Source organism: Aestuariibius sp. HNIBRBA575 (assembly GCF_040932005.1).
Classification (GTDB): domain Bacteria; phylum Pseudomonadota; class Alphaproteobacteria; order Rhodobacterales; family Rhodobacteraceae; genus CANLNM01.
In genome coordinates, this window is sequence record NZ_CP162414.1 from 2,441,137 (window position 1) to 2,458,900 (window position 17,764).

Annotated in this window: 22 protein-coding genes; 11 read left to right on the forward strand and 11 right to left on the reverse strand. The window is 53.8% G+C overall.

Annotation, left to right across the window (positions count from 1 at the left end):
• Nucleotides 1–17: 17 nt before the first annotated feature.
• The 4 genes from AB1F12_RS12285 to AB1F12_RS12300 form a co-directional block, all read right to left on the reverse strand.
• On the reverse strand, nt 18–350 hold the full coding sequence (locus tag AB1F12_RS12285; RefSeq protein WP_368184662.1) for an L-rhamnose mutarotase: 333 nt from the start codon (nt 348–350) through the stop codon (nt 18–20).
• A 21-nt stretch (nt 351–371) separates the two neighbouring features.
• Complete coding sequence (locus tag AB1F12_RS12290) at nt 372–1,202, reverse strand: amidohydrolase (protein ID WP_368184663.1); 831 nt, start codon at nt 1,200–1,202, stop codon at nt 372–374.
• 119 nt (nt 1,203–1,321) lie between these two features.
• The gene (gene nagA / locus AB1F12_RS12295) at nt 1,322–2,488 is read right to left on the reverse strand and encodes an N-acetylglucosamine-6-phosphate deacetylase (RefSeq protein ID WP_368184664.1); all 1,167 of its coding nucleotides are present in this window, start codon (nt 2,486–2,488) and stop codon (nt 1,322–1,324) included.
• The gene (locus tag AB1F12_RS12300) at nt 2,478–3,380 is read right to left on the reverse strand and encodes a BadF/BadG/BcrA/BcrD ATPase family protein (protein WP_368184665.1); all 903 of its coding nucleotides are present in this window, start codon (nt 3,378–3,380) and stop codon (nt 2,478–2,480) included. Before AB1F12_RS12300 ends, nagA begins: the two co-directional genes overlap by 11 nt.
• A 138-nt stretch (nt 3,381–3,518) precedes the next feature.
• Between AB1F12_RS12300 and AB1F12_RS12305 the strand changes: the two genes are divergently transcribed.
• On the forward strand, nt 3,519–4,637 hold the full coding sequence (locus AB1F12_RS12305) for a beta-ketoacyl-ACP synthase III (protein ID WP_368184666.1): 1,119 nt from the start codon (nt 3,519–3,521) through the stop codon (nt 4,635–4,637).
• A gap of 340 nt (nt 4,638–4,977) precedes the next feature.
• Here AB1F12_RS12305 and AB1F12_RS12310 read toward each other — a convergent pair whose 3' ends face one another.
• Entirely contained in the window at nt 4,978–5,430 is a 453-nt protein-coding gene (locus tag AB1F12_RS12310) for a hypothetical protein (protein WP_368184667.1), read from the reverse strand.
• 321 nt (nt 5,431–5,751) lie between these two features.
• Here AB1F12_RS12310 and AB1F12_RS12315 point away from each other — a divergent pair, with 321 nt between their 5' ends.
• Nucleotides 5,752–6,333 carry a thymidine kinase gene (locus AB1F12_RS12315; protein WP_368184668.1) on the forward strand — a complete coding sequence of 194 codons (582 nt, stop codon included), beginning with the start codon at nt 5,752–5,754 and terminating at the stop codon, nt 6,331–6,333.
• Between the two features lie 36 nt (nt 6,334–6,369).
• Here AB1F12_RS12315 and AB1F12_RS12320 read toward each other — a convergent pair whose 3' ends face one another.
• From AB1F12_RS12320 to AB1F12_RS12340, 5 genes are all read right to left on the reverse strand, one after another.
• Nucleotides 6,370–7,323 carry a 2-hydroxyacid dehydrogenase gene (locus AB1F12_RS12320; protein ID WP_368184669.1) on the reverse strand — a complete coding sequence of 318 codons (954 nt, stop codon included), beginning with the start codon at nt 7,321–7,323 and terminating at the stop codon, nt 6,370–6,372.
• Complete coding sequence (locus AB1F12_RS12325; RefSeq protein ID WP_368184670.1) at nt 7,323–7,661, reverse strand: tRNA-binding protein; 339 nt, start codon at nt 7,659–7,661, stop codon at nt 7,323–7,325. Before AB1F12_RS12325 ends, AB1F12_RS12320 begins: the two co-directional genes overlap by 1 nt.
• Nucleotides 7,654–8,469 carry a pyrroline-5-carboxylate reductase gene (gene proC, locus AB1F12_RS12330; protein ID WP_368184671.1) on the reverse strand — a complete coding sequence of 272 codons (816 nt, stop codon included), beginning with the start codon at nt 8,467–8,469 and terminating at the stop codon, nt 7,654–7,656. Before proC ends, AB1F12_RS12325 begins: the two co-directional genes overlap by 8 nt.
• Before the next feature lie 324 nt (nt 8,470–8,793).
• A complete protein-coding gene (locus AB1F12_RS12335) occupies nt 8,794–9,579 on the reverse strand; it encodes a hypothetical protein (protein WP_368184672.1) in 786 nt (261 codons plus the stop codon).
• A 106-nt stretch (nt 9,580–9,685) separates the two neighbouring features.
• The gene (locus AB1F12_RS12340; RefSeq protein ID WP_368184673.1) at nt 9,686–10,189 is read right to left on the reverse strand and encodes a YbjN domain-containing protein; all 504 of its coding nucleotides are present in this window, start codon (nt 10,187–10,189) and stop codon (nt 9,686–9,688) included.
• 304 nt (nt 10,190–10,493) lie between these two features.
• Between AB1F12_RS12340 and AB1F12_RS12345 the strand changes: the two genes are divergently transcribed.
• The 4 genes from AB1F12_RS12345 to AB1F12_RS12360 all read left to right on the forward strand — a co-directional run bounded on the left by AB1F12_RS12345 (nt 10,494) and on the right by AB1F12_RS12360 (nt 13,030).
• Nucleotides 10,494–11,525 carry a M42 family metallopeptidase gene (locus tag AB1F12_RS12345; protein ID WP_368184674.1) on the forward strand — a complete coding sequence of 344 codons (1,032 nt, stop codon included), beginning with the start codon at nt 10,494–10,496 and terminating at the stop codon, nt 11,523–11,525.
• A gap of 334 nt (nt 11,526–11,859) precedes the next feature.
• Complete coding sequence (locus AB1F12_RS12350; RefSeq protein WP_368184675.1) at nt 11,860–12,006, forward strand: hypothetical protein; 147 nt, start codon at nt 11,860–11,862, stop codon at nt 12,004–12,006.
• A gap of 69 nt (nt 12,007–12,075) precedes the next feature.
• Nucleotides 12,076–12,285, forward strand: coding sequence for a hypothetical protein (locus tag AB1F12_RS12355; protein ID WP_368184676.1), 210 nt, complete (start codon nt 12,076–12,078; stop codon nt 12,283–12,285).
• 187 nt (nt 12,286–12,472) lie between these two features.
• The gene (locus AB1F12_RS12360; RefSeq protein WP_368184677.1) at nt 12,473–13,030 is read left to right on the forward strand and encodes a hypothetical protein; all 558 of its coding nucleotides are present in this window, start codon (nt 12,473–12,475) and stop codon (nt 13,028–13,030) included.
• Between the two features lie 120 nt (nt 13,031–13,150).
• Here AB1F12_RS12360 and AB1F12_RS12365 read toward each other — a convergent pair whose 3' ends face one another.
• A complete protein-coding gene (locus tag AB1F12_RS12365) occupies nt 13,151–13,393 on the reverse strand; it encodes an accessory factor UbiK family protein (RefSeq protein WP_368184678.1) in 243 nt (80 codons plus the stop codon).
• Between the two features lie 141 nt (nt 13,394–13,534).
• On the opposite strand from AB1F12_RS12365, the gene lgt reads away from it, so the two are divergent.
• The 5 genes from lgt (at nt 13,535) to AB1F12_RS12390 (ending at nt 17,747) form a co-directional block, all read left to right on the forward strand.
• Entirely contained in the window at nt 13,535–14,428 is an 894-nt protein-coding gene (gene lgt / locus AB1F12_RS12370) for a prolipoprotein diacylglyceryl transferase (protein ID WP_368184679.1), read from the forward strand.
• Nucleotides 14,425–15,483: a class I SAM-dependent methyltransferase gene (locus AB1F12_RS12375; RefSeq protein ID WP_368184680.1), complete on the forward strand. Its 1,059-nt coding sequence runs from the start codon at nt 14,425–14,427 to the stop codon at nt 15,481–15,483. Before lgt ends, AB1F12_RS12375 begins: the two co-directional genes overlap by 4 nt.
• Entirely contained in the window at nt 15,480–16,235 is a 756-nt protein-coding gene (gene pgeF / locus AB1F12_RS12380; RefSeq protein WP_368184681.1) for a peptidoglycan editing factor PgeF, read from the forward strand. The genes AB1F12_RS12375 and pgeF overlap by 4 nt, the downstream gene beginning before the upstream one ends.
• A gap of 267 nt (nt 16,236–16,502) precedes the next feature.
• On the forward strand, nt 16,503–16,655 hold the full coding sequence (locus AB1F12_RS12385; RefSeq protein ID WP_368184682.1) for a hypothetical protein: 153 nt from the start codon (nt 16,503–16,505) through the stop codon (nt 16,653–16,655).
• Between the two features lie 393 nt (nt 16,656–17,048).
• Complete coding sequence (locus tag AB1F12_RS12390) at nt 17,049–17,747, forward strand: Hint domain-containing protein (protein WP_368184683.1); 699 nt, start codon at nt 17,049–17,051, stop codon at nt 17,745–17,747.
• Nucleotides 17,748–17,764 lie beyond the last annotated feature (17 nt).

Below are 17,764 nucleotides of genomic sequence, written 5' to 3' on the forward strand. Positions count from 1 at the left end.
CTATTCCTGAGGCCGCCCTATTTCATGTAAAAAACCTGCTCCATCGACGCCCACCATTCCCCATCAGCACGACTGTCCAAGGCCGCCTGCATCGGGCCACAAATGTCCCACCATTTCTGAGTTTTCGCATCCGCAGCGATTGCCGCCATATCCGCTTCAAAATCGTGGCCGACATATTCCCAATAGCCGAACATCACATTTTCTGGTTCGCGCAGGAAAATCGAATAATTGGTGATATTTGACGCTTTCAATCGCGCCAATATTTCGGGCCAGACATCCGCGTGCAAACGTTTATATTCAGCGATCGCCTCTGGCTTTAGGCCGATCATCATCCCCATTCGTTGTGCCAAATCTGGCTCCTTTTTATTCGGTCAAAGATTATAAAACTCAACCGCGTTTTGCCCCATGATCTGGGCTTGTTCTGTATCGGGCAAATCCGTGATCAAATCCGTCACAAACGCGATCCAGTCCGCATATGCACTGGCCAGATTCACAACCGGCCAGTCCGACCCAAACATCACCCGATCTGGGCCAAATGTGCCCAACACAACCTGCGCAAAGGGCCGGATATGATCAGATTGCCAATCGGGGCCAATTTCAGTGACCATTCCCGATAGCTTGCACAGCACATTGGGATGTTTTGCCAAGGCTTTGATCCCAGCAAGCCATTGACCAGAAGGCATAATTCCCGGTCCCATCTGCGGCTTTGCCACATGATCAACAACGATGGGCAATGCAGGATACCGCGCCGCCAATTGATCCATGACCGGCAAATGACGTGGCTGAATCAACGCATCAAAACACAGACCTGTTTCTTGCATTTGGTGTAATACCGGCGCGGCAGATGGTTGCAAAATCCAATCCGTATCAGCGATGTTTTGCAACATCGGCCGCACCCCTTTGAGCCACGGGTTTAGTTGCAAGGTCTGCAGCGTTTCCACAGCATCGGACGCTATAAAATCGACCCACCCGACCACACCGGCAACAGGATCCGTTTGCGCCGCGATGTCGAGCAAGAAACGCGTTTCTGCGACCGTGTCGGTGGCTTGGACCAGAACCGTTTTGTGAACATTGGCCGCGTCTAGCAATGGGATCAAATTATCGGGGCCAAAATCCCTAAAAATAGGGGCAACATCCTGATTTGGCCACGGATAATCCCCGCGCGATAACGTCCAAAAATGCTGATGGGAATCGACAATCATGATCAGTTCAGACCCGTTTTAGGCATGTGTAATCTGAACTTTATTATTAAAAACACCCTCAACTCAAGCCCTATGGTTGTAACAACCAAAAAGCAGAGCAAATTCACCCTCTTTTCACGTCAGGTTAACTGCGTTCCAGCCTGCCAAACTGACTGTAATTTACCCGCCTTCAGATGCATAAAATCTGCTTGCCTCCCGGGCAGTAAATGTCCGATTTGGTCTGCTTTTCCGATCACGCGCGCGGGGATCGAACTGGCCATCGCGATCGCCTGCGACAGGGAGACATCCGATAGGGACGCCACATTGCCAATGGCCGTCACCAAATCCAGATCAGCACCCGCCAGCGTCCCATCGGCAAGGGTTAACCTTGGTTTTCCGTGGGTTTTGTCACGGTTGATCCGGCGAGAGTTAAGATAAAAGTGATCGATATCCGACCCCGCCGTCGCCATCGCGTCGCTGACCAAAAATATCTGTCCGGGTCCGACCTTTGCCTTCAGCGCGATCTCAATACTTGTGGGGTGCACATGAACAAAATCGGCGATCAAACCCGCTGACAAAGCCCCAGTAGCGATCGCCGCGCCAACCAAACCGGGTTCGCGATTTTGAATTTGGCTCATGGCGTTAAACAAATGCGTCACACAGCGCACGCCATTTTCAACGCTCTGCAGGACCACATCATATGATGTATCGCTATGGCCGATCGACAAAAACACGCCCGCATCCGCGAGGGTTTTCATCTGTGAAAACGTAACATTTTCAGGGGCTAAGGTGACTTTTAGAAATGGAAGGCGCGCGGCGGCATCCAGCAACATGTCCAAATCGTCGGGGGTCATGGGTCGGATCAATTCACCGTCATGCGCCCCTTTTCGCGCGAGGGATAAATGCGGCCCTTCCAGATGTAAGCCCATGATACCCGGCACATTTTGGGATATGGCCTGATCCACAGCATCAATCGCCGCCTGCGTTTTTTCGGCACGATCCGTGATCAAAGTCGGCAAGAAAGATGTCACGCCAAGGGCCGCATGCGCACAAGCCATGATCCGCAGCGTTTCAACATTCGGCGCGTCGTTAAACATATGCCCGCCGCCGCCATTAACCTGCAAGTCAACCAATCCGGGTGCCAATATGCCGCCATTTAGCATCACCAGCTTAGCATCCAGCGGGATATTTTCCGGTGCGACAATCCCCATGACACAATGCTTTTTGATCACCAAAACATGATCTTTGATCATATCTGTGCCATCAAATATGTCCGCGCCAGAAAATGCCGTCAAATCAGAGTTCATTGGATGTACCGTCTTTCGCTTGGGCCAGCGCATGCTGTGTTGCCAAATAGATTGCCCCGTCTAAGGCCGAACCTTTGGGGTCGACGCATTGGGCCGAAATTTCGGATGGCAGAAACGGGGTGTAATGCGGCCCAACCCCGCCCATCAAAACCAATGGTTCATCCTGCGTGCGCCCTAAGGCAGAACAGGCGGATGTTATGGACTTTGCCCCCATTTGTACCAATGCCAGCCCCGTTTTATCCCCTGCCTGAGCCGCCTCAAAAATGCGAGGAGAAAAAGCGCCAAATTGGCTGGCTGTTGCGATTTTAGCAAAGGATATCATCCGCTTTGGCATATTCGAAAACTCATCCCAAACCTGATCGCTCAGCGGACTGCGCGGGTAAAACCCATCCAAAACCAGCAAACAATATTGCAATAATTTAACCCCAAGCCATGCGCCGGATGCATCATCCCCCAATTGCAGACCATAGCCCCCAATCAGTTTGGATTTCTGCCCGCATTGACGCGCAAAAAACGATCCTGTTCCGATCCCGGCCACACATCCATCTGACCGCCCCAATGCGCCTGCCAATGTTGTGATCCGGTCATCCGTAACCGTTGCATTTGTAAACGCCAAGGACTGAGAAACACGCTGACCAATCTCAACATCCAGCACCCCCGCCAGCCCCAAATGGGCCGGGTAATGGGCAATTTGATCAAAGCTGAGGCCCGCCAGATGCGCCACGGATTGCAATCCGTTGCGGATGGTTCGCAATGCGCCGTCAAAATCGGAATAAACATTCGCCGATCCCACATTCAGTTGGTGGCGCTGGCCCTTATGGATCAACACAATCCGACAACGCGTTCCGCCGCCATCAACCGCAATTAAATTCTGAGACGTCACATGTTCCATTCTCTATCTATAGGTCACCTTTAATGCGGATGACATGGGGTTTGACTGCGCCGCGATCCCCCTACGTCAAGCGGGGGCCGCTATTGCAAAACAGGTGCAGGCGCGGCACGGTCATCAGACCGTGACAGGGGAACCGTGATGTACCAAGCAGCCATAACCGGAACCGGGGTGTTTACCCCAACCGAAATGATCACAAATGACGAATTGGTGGTTGCCTTTAACGCGTTTGCGGACAAACAAAACACCGCAAACAAAGACGAAATTGCAGCCGGAACCGTGTCGGAAATCGCCCATTCCTCGGCTGACTTTATCTATGCGGCCTCGGGGATCGAGAACCGATATGTCATGGACAAATCTGGCATACTGGATCCCGATCGGATGTTTCCAAAACTGCCTTCTCGCTCAGATGACGCGCCGTCGATCATGGCAGAAATGGCGGTGGATGCCGCAAATCAGGCGTTGAAACAGGCCGGCAAAACGCCTTTGGATGTGGATGCGGTGATTTGTGCCGCGTCCAATCACGAACGGGCCTATCCGGCAATTGCTGTGGAAATACAGTCACTTCTGGGAACTTCCGGGTTCGCATTTGACATGAATGTGGCCTGTTCCAGCGCGACTTTTGGCATTCAGACGGCCACAGACATGATCAAATCAGGCTCCATTCGGGCGGCATTGGTTGTCTGCCCCGAAATTTGTTCGGCGCATCTGGAATGGCGGGATCGCGATTGCCATTTCATTTTTGGCGACGTGGCGACGGCTGTGTTGATTGAACGTGACGAAGCGCTGGCTGGCGATCATTTCAAAATAAAATCCACCCGGCTGGCCACTCAGTTCAGCAACAACATTCGCAACAATAACGGTTTTTTGCGGCGCACCCATGATCAGATGGACGACCGCCGCGATATGCAGTTTATGCAGAACGGGCGAAAAGTGTTCAAAGAAGTTCTGCCCATGGTCAGCCGCCATATCAGCGACCATATGTGCGCCGAACAGGTGCAACCGGACGATCTAAAACGGCTTTGGCTACATCAGGCCAACAAAACCATGAACGATTACATCGGTAAAAAAGTGTTGGGCCGCGCCCCTGCCCCCAATGAGCAACCCAACATTTTGCAAGATTACGCCAACACGTCATCCGCCGGATCAATCATCGCGTTTGCCAAACATTCAGCAGATTTATCGCCCGGCGACACGGGGTTAATCTGTTCCTTTGGCGCGGGATATTCCGTGGGGTCCGTGATTGTGCAGCGCGCCTAAAGCTCTGCTATCTTGACGTTTATGTCACCGTTTCGCGCGGCTTAATCGGTCTTGGGAAATGTGTCTTTGGTCCCCTTCAGTGGGGTGATCCAATCCGGCGAGTTGAGGAGCGGATTAACTCAGCCAGCATCGTACCCATTTTGCGCTATAACCGCCGCGTTTGATGGACCTAAACCGACGGTTATTTTTGCGCAAATCTACTTTGGGAACGTTGCCCCAAGGTCAGTTCCATTTGGCTTCCATTACAAAACGTGAAACCGAAAGTTGTTGGGTTATAAGGTTAACCTTGTTCTGGCGCACCTTTGGGTACATCAGATTCGGCCCCCCTAAAACGCTGACGTCAGACGGTTTCTTCTTCCAGATGCATCTTCATGTCCAACAACACTTTCTGCAATTCAAGCGTTTCGCGCAGCAGGCGTTTGGCTTCGTTTACAGTGATGATCCCGTCTTCGATGGATTGATTATACTCACCCATCAACATCGCAAAACGCTGCGATAATGCGATCACATCTGAATTGACGCCGCCAACCGAATTCTTTGGAGATTCATCATAAGACAATGTAATCCCACGCAATTCCGCCAGTGCAGATGTTACATGCGGATATGATGACGCAGCTTCCAACGCGGCAACAGCATCCACCGGCATAAACCGATCTGCATGTTCTTCTGCGTCAGAATAATAGCGCCCCAACGTCGCTTTGGATTTGCCTGTCAATTTACATGCAGGTTCAACACCCACATCCTTAACCAGCGCCTCAGTGTGCTTTTTTAGGTAATTCCCAACCCCAGCCATATGTCCACCTATTCCGATCTTAACTATTCGGGGAAAGCCCGAATGCTTTTCCCATTAATGACTTGGCGCGCATTTGTCATTGGTAAAGCGTCCTCACGAGGACAAGTAACCAGTGATCGGCGCCATGCGCGGTGCCGTAGGGTTGGGTTGGGCACCCCATCCTGCCACTGTCTCCTTGCTGGCTTTAGGAGAGAGTGGCAACGCCCAACCTGACCCGCTGTTCTTGGTCTTTTGGGATCGACCACTCACGGGAACCCATCATGGTTGCATAGTTGTTTGTCGGGGTTGCAAAGCCCCGGCAGGCAGCGCTACCAAGCGCGCATGGCAAAACTATATTTTCATTTTTCGACCATGAATGCCGGCAAATCGACCGTTTTGCTGCAGGCGTCTTATAACTATATCGAACGCGGTATGCAGACCTATCTGTTGACCGCCCAGTTTGATGATCGGGCCGGTCAGGGGCAAATCGCCAGCCGAATCGGGATCGCGGCAAAGGCGGATACATTTGCCCCAGACGAAGATCTGTTTGCCAAGATCGAAGCGCGCCTCAATTCTGGTCCCTGCGCCTGTGTGTTCATCGACGAGGCGCAGTTCCTGTCCGAAGAACAGGTTTGGCAATTGGCGCGTGCCGTGGACGATCTGGGCGTGCCGGTGATGTGTTATGGGCTGCGGGTGGATTTTCAGGGCAAATTGTTCCCTGGATCGGCCGCCTTACTGGCCTTGGCCGATGAAATGCGCGAAGTGCGCACGATCTGTCATTGCGGGAAAAAGGCCACCATGGTGATCCGACAGGACGCCGAAGGAAACGTCGTCACTGACGGGGCACAGGTCCAGATCGGCGGCAATGACAGCTATGTCAGCCTATGCCGGCGGCATTTCAGATTGGCGACCGGCCGCAACTGATCCGTCGCGGCTGGCAGATTTCATCACTGGAATGCCCTACCCCAAATCCTGAGGCAAAGGGCGCCCTTCGGACATCGCAATGACATTGCCCAGCGCCATCATGCCCATCTCTTCGCGGACATCCATCGCAGCGGTTCCCAAATGCGGCAACAACACCGCGTTTTCCAAAGCCCGAAGCGCCTCTGGCACATGCGGTTCCTGCGCATAAACATCCAGACCAGCCCCGGCGATTTGCCCCGTCTGCAACGCGGCAATCAGCACCTCTTCGTCGATGACATCGCCGCGCGCAATATTGATCAGGAACCCGGTCGATTTCATCGCGGCAATCGCCTGTGCATCGATCAGATGATGGGTTTGCGCACCGCCCGGAACAGTCACAACCACAAAATCGGATTGCGCCATCAGATCCGTCAGGGTTTTCACCTGTTTCGCCGGCACATTGGAATGCTTTTTCGACCGGTTATAAAACAGCACTGGCATGTCAAAGCCATAATGACAACGCCGCGCCACGGCCTGTCCGATACGGCCCATGCCCACGATCCCAACCGTTTTGCCGGTCACATGGGTGCCCAACATCTGGGTTGGCGCCCAGCCATGCCATTGCCCGGCCCGCACGATCCGTTCGCCTTCGCCTGCGCGGCGCGCCACAGACAGCAGCAACGTCATGCCGATATCGGCTGTGGCATTGGTTACCGCATCTGGGGTGTTGGTGACTTTGACGCCTGCTTTGCGCGCGGCTTCAATGTCGATATGGTTATATCCAACGCCAAAATTGGCCAGAACCTTGCACCGGATTTTATCCGCATTTCCAAACACTTGGGCAGAAAACGCATCCCCTAATGTGGGCAGCACCGCGTCAAAATCCTGTAGCGCCCATGTGGCTTCTTGGGGGGTTAACCCTGTGGGTTCCTGACGGTAAGTCACGTCAAATTTTTCACGCGCTGCATTCAGGACCTTGTTGGGTAAATCCCGTGTAATCAACAATTTCATCAATGTAATCTCCCCCCTGTTGGCACGTCTTGGTCCGGGCCAATCAGAACAATTTCTCCGGTTTCGTCGGGCAATCCCAACACCAGAACTTCGGACATGAACGGCCCGATTTGGCGTGGTGGAAAATTCACCACGGCCATGACTTGTTTTCCCACCAACATATCCGGCGTGTAATGCGCCGTGATTTGGGCCGACGTTTTGCGTTCGCCGATCTCATCGCCGAAATCAATCCACATCTTGATTGCGGGTTTACGCGCCTCTGGGAAAGGTTCCGCGCGGATAACCCGGCCCACACGCACGTCCACTTTCAGGAAATCATCAAACGAAATCTCAGCCATTTGCCAGTTCCTTGGACCGATCAGCCGCCGCTTTGACAGCGCGACCAACCAGCGGGCCAAACCCGGTTTCACCATCCATCAACACCTCAAGCGCGGCTTGGGTTGTGCCGTTGGGGGATGTGACGTTGATGCGCAATTGATCCGGCCCCTCAGCGGCATCTTCGGCCAATTGCCCCGCACCGCCCACTGTGGCCTTGGCCAAGGCCATCGCCAGTTCGGCAGGCAATCCTTCGGCCTGCCCTGCGGCGGCCAGCGCTTCGATCAGATGGAACACATAGGCCGGGCCGGACCCGGAAACGGCGGTGACTGCATCCATCTGATCCTCACCGTCCAGCCGCACCACTTGGCCCACGGCCAGAAGCAGGGCTTCGGCCAGGTCCAGTTGCGCTGCATTTGTATGTGCATTGCCCACAATCGCCGTGATCCCGCGGCCAATCGCAGCCGGAGTGTTTGGCATCGCGCGCACAATCGGGGTCTGTTCCCCCAAGGCCTGTTCAAACGCATGGATCGGCGTGCCCGCCGCCACTGACACAAACAACGTGTCGCCATTGCCCAGCGCCTGCAACGCTGGCAATGCGTCGCCCATCATTTGCGGTTTCACAGCCACCAGCACTATCGCCGGATTGGCAGGCAGATCCACGTTGATCGCGACCCCTTGCTGTTTCAACCAATCCGACGGATAGGGGTCCAAAACCCAGACAGATGACGCAGGCAATCCACCGGCCAACCAGCCTTGCAACATCGCCGACCCCATTTTGCCACACCCCAACAGAACCAGCCCGCGCTGCGCCACATCATCCATCTGCATCTGAAATCCCCCCAAATCTGTCTGGCCATCCAAGGGCGTCTGTTGGCGACAACCCTAATTTGATTATACCATGTCTGTTGTTGTGTTACGGCCCCGCTTAGAAACACGCAAGACAAGGAAACGTCTGCCCCACTTTCCTGTTGTTTCGTGCACACGCAACGCTAACGGGGCACGATTTAAGGTTCTTATCAGCATTCGCACCAGACAATACTGCCCCGCATCGCATGTTCTGAACCTAGATTGGCCCCAATCGACACCCGGACCAATGAAGGCGCGTTGGTTAACTGCGTTTTCGTCTTGGCCAGACCTAGGTCCGCTTTGTTGTCAGAGCAAGTCGTCTTGTTTGGGATCATCCGGAACAAAGGTGCAGCCGGGGTAGTTCAGCATGAACGACGCCAGATCAGGGTTCTTTTCGTGGACGTGCGCAAACAGCTTTGCCACAGCCAAGGTATCGCGTTCATCATAGGATCCTAGTTCCCGACAGATAAAGCCTTCGTCCTCGCCACTCGCGAACATTTGCGTGGACCAAGCAACCCTTGAGCTGCCACATGCAGAAGCAAACCCTGCAATTGCATCAGCCGAGACCACCGGGTCAGAGTTAACCAAGCTGAGGCATCGTTCTGCAATCATCAAACAATTGTCGGAAAACCATTGTTCGAGATTGATGAGAATGGGCCTGTCGTCAATCGTTAACCATTCACTGTTCGGTATCCATGCATGCTGATGATCGGCGATTGTTGTCGATAAACCTCTATATCTTCCTCTCGGCCCGGTTCCGTCGCATCCTGTGCCACCCTCGGAACATGCACAATGGATAACGTGGGACAGAAAAAGATACGTTTGTTCAAACGCTTCATCATTAGGATGTCTGAGTTCAACCAACCAGGGCAAAGACGCAAAGGTCGCAGGGTAGATATCATCTTGATGATGCAGCTCTTCCCAGAAAAGCTCTTTGGCAGCTGCATCGTCCCATTTTTCGCAAAGTGCTTTTAGCTGAATATTAACAGACCGATTACCGTAGGGGCCGTATAAACGACTCCAAATCCCATCTGAAAAAGCAATCTTCATAACGCCTCTTGCGGAAGTCACGGCAACCAGAACTTTGGCCACCAACCAGCCCCTCGCTGCGTGCTGACCAAAGGTTTGATTGGCAGATTTCCTAGGTTGGGCCGGATGATGATGTAGACATCAAAACCGAGTGACGTTTAACGGGACATTAGGCCCTCCCGTAGGCCTCGCCTATGGCGATCTGGATTGCCTCACTCGCCGGACGTTCGGCCCATGTCACCAATTGCAATGCAGGATAATAGCGTTCCGCGCTGGTCACGGCGGCGTTGATCATGGTGTCGACCTGATCGGGGCTGACGCCCTGGTCGCCATTCAGCAGCAAACCATAGCGATAGACCATCAATTTCTGTTCGGCCCAATAGGTGAACCCGCCGGCCCAGCATTGATCGTTAATCTTATTCAACGCTTCATAAAGGGCTGGGATCCGGTCCTCTGGGGGTTCCATTTCGAACGTGCAAATCAATCGCAGCGTTTCGTCATAGGCCGACCAAGCCAACGTGATCGAATATGTCCGCCACTGACCCTCAACTGCCATGGCGATCTGATCATCGGTGATCCGGTCGAATTCCCAGTCGTGGTGTTCTGCAATATATTCCACAAGGTCAATGGGATGCACGTCATCATTGGTAATGAACTGCTCGGAAAGTGCCATATCTCGGCCTCCTGTCTTCCAACATTGGGGAATTGGCAGCACCCCAAATGCTAGATACCTGCTCTAGGGAGGCGATACATAGTCAGCCTCCTTACTAGATATGGTGCTGTGCAAGAGGCGACCTGTAAAGCTATTTTTTGTGGATAAGTCATAATTCTTGTGGGTGAACGATCCACAGCCACTAAATAAGGCATGTCGATAAAGTTGATTTCAGTTGGCAAATCCCCCCTCTGATTTGCCCCTTGCGATCACGTTCAGCCCGGTCCACTCTGCCGCAAATGTATCCCCAAATCGGAGCCCCCTGATGTCGCTGGACCTGTTAAAAACGCTTTGTGAAACCCCCGGTGTACCCGGCAACGAAGACCGCGTGCGTGATCTGATCACGTCCCAAATTGACGGGCTGTTTGATGAGGTGCGCGTTGATCCGATGGGGTCGCTTTTGTGCAAACGCAACGCTGACAAACCGGACGCGCCGCGCATTATGTTGTTGTGCCACATGGATGAAATCGGGTTTCTAGTCAGCCATATCAGCAAAGAAGGCTATCTGCATCTGACCCCGGTTGGCGGTTTTGATCCGCGCAATCTGTTTTCGCGGCGTGTGCTGGTCTGCACCGATAACGGCGATTATCGCGGCGTGATGAATCCGGGCGGCAAACCGATCCACATTTCGTCCCCCGAGGATCGTAAAAAAGTGCCCGCCGTGACGGATTTCTTTGTTGATATCGGCATGGGGGAAAAGGCGGCTGATCTGGTGCAGGTCGGGGATTATGTAGTCATGGACGAACCGTTTATGGAAATCGGCGACAAAGTTGTGTCAAAGGCGTTGGACAATCGCATTGCCTGTTGGCTGGGGATCGAAGCCATCAAAGGGCTGGGTAAACTAGGCCGGGGCGCAGAAATCCACGTGGCCTTTACCACCCAAGAAGAGGTCGGCCTGCGCGGTGCGCGCACGGCGTCCTATGCGATCAAACCCGACATCGGGCTGGGCATTGACGTAACATTGGCCTGCGACACGCCCGGCGTTCCCGAAAAAGATTACACCACAACCCAAGGCAAAGGGTTCGGCCTGCATGTCCGCGATGGGTCCTTTATCGCTGACAAAGAATTGGTCCGCGAATTTGACGCCTTGGCCCGCGAAAAGGACATCCCATTTCAACGCACCATTCTGGCCACCGGGGGCCAAGACGGCGCCGCTGCCCAACAGGCCGCAGCCGGTGCGCGCGCCATCGGCATCACCGTGGGCACACGTTATATCCATACTGTGACGGAAATGATCGATACCACAGATTTATATGCAGCCCGCGATATTCTGGTGGCCTATCTTTCCAAATTTTAAACACACTGAATAACAATTGGGGTGTATAACGCCCCAATTGCCAACCCATTTTTCATTTAAAGTCTGACAGTTACGCTCCTCAAAAACTAAAGGTTGCGACAGAAATAAACTTCGCTCCATCATGCATCAGTGGAAAAGGGGCGGAAAATGGATAACCGCAAAGCTCAAAAATCGCAGATCGTCGAAGGTGTGGTCGATCTTTTGCAACGTCAGGGGCCCCCATTTCCATCTTATGGGCAGGTTGCGGATTCCTGTGACCTGTCGCGCCAATTAATCAAATATTACTTCGACGAACCCGAAGATTTAATGTGCGAAGCTGGCGCAAGCCTATCGCATGGCTTTGGTCAGCGGCGTGGACACCCTAAAAGGCCCCAAACGGCTACAATTCATTTTTGATTTCTATTTTGATCTGGTGGACGACGTGCCCAAGCCACGTGACGACCAAAGCTATGATGCAGCCATGGCATTTGCCGCTGGATAAACCCGGATTCGTGCAAATCTTAGGGCGCAATACACGCTGTTGGGTCAGGTTTTGCAACTAGAGATCAAAATGCAATATCCCGATCTCAGCCTCGAAGATTGTGCAGAGATCAGCTATCTCTTTGTCTGCGTAATGTATGGGCATTGGAAACTGGTCGGGTCTTTGGGCGTCGCTGAGGATCACAAACTGATTGCGCGCAGGTCCATCGATAGAATCATCGCATCCTATGTCCATCAAGATCTGGAAAAACTGGGACATGTGCGCGTCTGGGAAACCTAGCGGTTTTTCATTTTGGAAATTTTAACCATCGTAAACATTGAAATTGACCGAATTGTTATGAAAACGCGCATTCAGGATCATTTTCAAATGGCAAAATCCTTAACATAAACATTGACACATCGCGGTCAGATAGACCTGCTTGGCCTGCGTTACAGAGCAAATAATTACAATATTCAAAGGGTTTGGGATGAAAAATCTATTACTGGCGGCGGTTTTATCAGTCGGCACTTTGGTATCCGGAACAGCAAAAGCTGCAATTCTGGAATTTGATGTAAGCGGTGTGTTTTCTAGTGCCGGGTCTTTGGGGGGGAGTTTTCTGTTTGATACTTCCACCCAATCCATAACGGATATCAATGTGATCGGGGGCAGCGGATTCGGGTTGATCGGATATGATTCATCGCTGACCGCAGAAGCGTCTCTGATCCGCGATGGTACGGACCCTGCCCCGTTTGATTTCACGAGTATCGAGCTCTATTCCGATGCATCTCATTTGAGCTTGCTCAGATTTGACATCGGCGGCTTTCAGACCGTCATGCCCGGCTTGGCCATTGGCGCGACTGATTTTTTGGGTGTCACCGGAATTGAAATCGCGGCCGGTTCTGGCAGCAGTGCATTTATCGATTCAACAATTGTCGTAACTCGTTTGGCAGATCCGGGATTGCCTGCTGTTCCGCTGCCACCTGCATTGCCGATGCTTGCTGCTGGGATCGGATTGTTTGGGATCGCGCGCCGTAAGCAACGCTAAATCAAAAGCCCTCACAATTCGATTTGTGAGGGCTTTCTAATTTCAAATTGCAGGTCATCAAAAACCAAGGCTTTGATTTGTTCAAAGCCGTACCCTCTGATTCAGCCTGCTTGCCAGCGATCAATCTTTGGCTTCTAGCGCATCCAACCGCGCTTTTAGCGCTTCGTTTTCTTCGCGCGCCTTTTGAGCCATCGCGCGCACAGCGTCGAATTCTTCGCGTGTGACAAAATCACGATCCGCCAGCCAACGATCCATCACGGATTTCACGGCTGTTTCCGCTTCGTCTTTGGCCCCTTGCGCCACGCCCATGGCGTTGGTCATCAATTGGGACAGGTCGTCAAAAATTTTACCTTTGGTCTGCATCTCAGCCTCCGATCGGGTTTGTCCCTATATGGGCCGCCGATCCGGCAATCTCAAGTCACTGTCTGGGTCTGGGCGCAAATGCCCGCCTTGGCCCCCCGTGACTTGGTTGACTTCCTGCCCCCCCTTGCCCAGAAAAACCCCATGACCGGTATCCCATTTCCAAATCTTTCACCCGAAATCTTTTCGATCCATTTGTTTGGGTTTGAAATGGCGCTGCGCTGGTATGCGCTGGCTTATATCATTGGCATCCTGATCGGCTGGCGCATTGCGTTGGCGGCGATCAAACGCCCCGCGCTTTGGCCAAATAACACAGCGCCCTTGAACCGCGAACAGGTCGAAGATTTGCTAACGTGGATCATCATTGGCGTCATTCTGGGTGGGCGCATTGGCTATGTGCTGTTTTACGGCGAAGGCCAGTTTCGCACCGATCCCTTGTCGGCGCTGAAAATCTGGGAAGGCGGCATGTCCTTTCATGGCGGATTTGTCGGGGTAATCGTTGCTGTTTGGCTGACCGCGCGCAAATACGCAGCACCTGTGGGGCAAATGGCAGATATTCTGGCCATGACCGCGCCGGTTGGCTTGCTGCTGGGCCGGATTGCCAATTTCATCAACGCCGAATTATGGGGCCGCGCCACAACCTTGCCTTGGGGGGTGATTTTCCCCGGCCAGGCGGCCCAGGCCTGCCCGGATGTGGTCGGGGCCTGCGCCCGCCATCCATCACAACTCTATGAGGCCACCCTAGAAGGTTTGATCCTTGGTGCCTTTTTGCTGGTCATGGCGTTTCGGCGCGGCTGGTTGAAAACCCCTTGGCGTGCCACGGGCACGTTCTTTGCCTTTTATGGGATCAGCCGGTTTCTGGTGGAATTTGTCCGCCAGCCTGACGCGCAATTTATATCCGAAGGCAACCCGCTGGGGCTGGCCTATCATATCAATGGATTTGGTGTGACCATGGGCCAAACCCTGTCCCTGCCGATGGTCGTCATTGGCGTGGCCCTGATCATCTATGCCCACAAGAAAGCCCCAACCACCACATGACCGCACTGCGTGATATCCTGCTGCGTCAGATCGCAACCACCGGGCCCATGCCGGTGTCGGATTATATGACGACCTGCCTGCTGCATCCTGAACACGGCTATTACACCACCCGCGATCCGCTGGGCCGTGCGGGCGATTTCATCACCGCGCCGGAAATTAGCCAGATGTTTGGGGAATTGATCGGGCTTTGTCTGGCACAAAGCTGGATCGACCAAGGCCAGCCCAGCCCGTTTGTTCTAGCCGAACTTGGCCCCGGTCGCGGCACGTTGATGGCCGATATTTTACGCACCACAGCCAAAGTGCCGGGATTTAGCGACGCCGTTCAGGTCCATCTGGTTGAGGCATCGCCGACCCTGCGCGCCAGCCAATCCAAGCTGATCCCAAACGCCACTTGGCATGACAACATCGACACATTGCCCCAATTGCCGCTGTTTCTGGTGGCCAACGAATTCTTTGACGCCCTGCCGATCCGGCAATTTGTCCGTGACGGCGCAGGCTGGCGCGAACGGGTGATCGGCGCTGAACAAAACGTTCTGACCTTTGGTCTTAGCGGCGCCGCCCCGCTCAGCGATCTGGCCCATCGACTGGACGACACACAGGATGGCGATCTGGTGGAAACCTGCCCCGCCCTGCCCGGCATCATGCGCCAGATCAGCACACGAATAGAAACCTTTGGCGGTGCGGCCCTGATCATCGATTATGGTGATTGGCATTCATTGGGCGACACGTTGCAGGCCCTACAGGACCATCAAACCATCGATCCCCTGCACCATCCCGGTGACGCCGACCTCACCAGTCACGTCGATTTCGAAGCGATCGCCCAACATGCATCCCCGGCCGCGTTTACACGTGTCACCCCGCAGGGCGTGTTTCTGGAACGGCTCGGCATCACCGAGCGCGCCAAAACACTGGCCACCCCGCTGTCGGGGCAGGCCTTAGAAAACCATATCGCCGCGCATCACCGCTTGACGCATCCCGAACAAATGGGCCACCTTTTTAAGGTCATCGGAATTTTCCCGACCGCTGCCACCCCACCGCCCGGACTTGAGACATGACCCTGGAAATCATCACCTCTGAGCTTTTGACCCCTGTTCGTCATGGGTTTTTCACCCGCCTTGGTGGCGCATCCTCTGGCGTTTTCAAGGGTTTGAACTGCGGCATAGGCAGTTCCGATCAGGCCGAAGCCGTGACCATGAACCGGACCCGCGTCGCAGAGGCCATGCAGGCCGACCCCAGCCAATTGGCACGAATGCATCAGATCCATTCCGCCGATGTTGTGACCGTTACGACCCCCTCACCTGAAGCGCCCAAAGCCGACGGGATGGTGACCAATCAGCCCGGTATCGTGCTCAGCGTACTGACCGCTGATTGCCAGCCCGTGCTGTTTTCCGACCCAGAGGCCGGCGTAATCGGCGCGGCCCATGCGGGATCAAAGGGCGCGTTGGCGGGTGTTTTGCAAAACACCATCGCCGCCATGGAAAACCTAGGCGCGAAACGCGGCAACATTTGCGCGGTCATCGGCCCAACCATTTCCCAGCGCGCCTACGAAGTGGGGCCTGACTTTATGGATGATTTCATGATCGAAGATCCGACCTATGTGCGGTTCTTTGCCGGGGGTCAGGGCGACCGGATGCAGTTTGATCTGCCTGCTTTTGGGCTTCATTGCCTGCGCGAGGCGGGTGTCGGGCAGGCTGAATGGACCCGCCACTGCACCTATAGCGATCCCGACCGTTTCTTTAGCTATCGTCGCTGTGTGCATCAGAAAGAGGCCGATTACGGTCGATTGATCGCTACGATCCGGCTGTGATCTGGGCGGATTTGGGGCAATCCACAGCCCTTGATTGGTCACAATTCCAGAAACAATACCCGCTCTTTGATCCCAACTGATCAACAATTCCTGCAAAACAAGGGCATCGCGACGGTCGTTGCGGTCATCTGCTTGCGTCACATTTCATCGGGAAAATTTTAGAAAAACTTTTCACAACGCCCAAATAGCGCCGCTTTGCACCGCCATATTAATCCCAACGCCGCGTTGACCGTCATCAACCGGCACCAGAACCAAGGAGCGAGCAGAATGAAAATCAAAACCCGTTGGATCGAAGGCATCAAAGCTGAGGCAGCCAAAGACACAACCCGCCTGCCATGGGAACGTGGTTTGCCGCGCCAAGCGATGATCGCACGCCGAAACACAGCACCTGCCCCGGCACGAAAAACGGCCAACGGCTAACACCACCACATTTTTCCCCCGTGAAAGGCCGCGCAAATTTGCGCGGCTTTTTGCGTTTCTACGGTGCAATAAAACCCTGATCAGAATCAGAATGTGGCAGTTTCGTTTACGACTTCGCAACAATTCCAACCTAGATTTAGATATTGATCGCGTTAACCGTGTTTTTGGCCCTGAATTTTGACAGGTCGACCCCGAATTCGTCACATTCAGGGAAATTAAACGTCAGTCAGATGTTGTCGGTGGGGGCCGGCAGATGATGTGACCAACAGTGTTGGTGTAAACATGTCTATGACCCCCAATGCTGCACATGGTGCGGCAACACAGAAATTACCTTCGGTCCCTCGGGATCGGTTCGCTCGGACAGAAGGGCGACTTCCTCGCATAAAGCCTCTCATGCGGAAATACGAAGTCGCCCATCTGGCCAACAACGGCGATATCGCCGAATTTTCCCGCATTGCACCTGCCACTGCTGCCTTCGAAGAAAGCTTTGCCGCCTTTGCGCGTGGGACATTGTTTCAAACCAATCATGGTCAAATGGCCATCGAAGACATCCTGCCCGGTGATGAAATCCAAACGGTTGATGCCGGGTTTCAGCCGCTGATTTGGCGTGGCGGGATGACCATTATCCCCGGCGCTGTCGGCCAATCACCTGACATGGGTACGCTGATCCGCGTGTCCGCCGACAGTCTGGGCATTGCACGACCGATGTTTGACCTAATCCTTGGCCCAAAGGCGCGCCTGTTCAACGGCAGCCATAACGCTCAGGTTTTGTCGCGCACTGACGGTGCGTATATCCCTGCCCGCGATTATATCGACGGGAATAATGTGATCGAACTGGCTCCGCCCAGCCCGGTTCAGGTGTTCCATCTGGGCTTTGCCCATCAACACCGCGTTGTGGCCAATGGCGTTGAAGTCGAAACACAGCATCCCGGAACCCTGCATGAATTGGGGCTGCGCGGTGATATGCTGACGCTTTACATGTCACTGTTCCCACATGTTCAGCAATTTTCTGATTTTGGTGCGCTGCGTTACCCGCGGTTGCGCAAATCGGATCTGGACATGTTGAATGAATTGTCTGGGGTGGTCGCCTAACACATGGCCTGCGACCA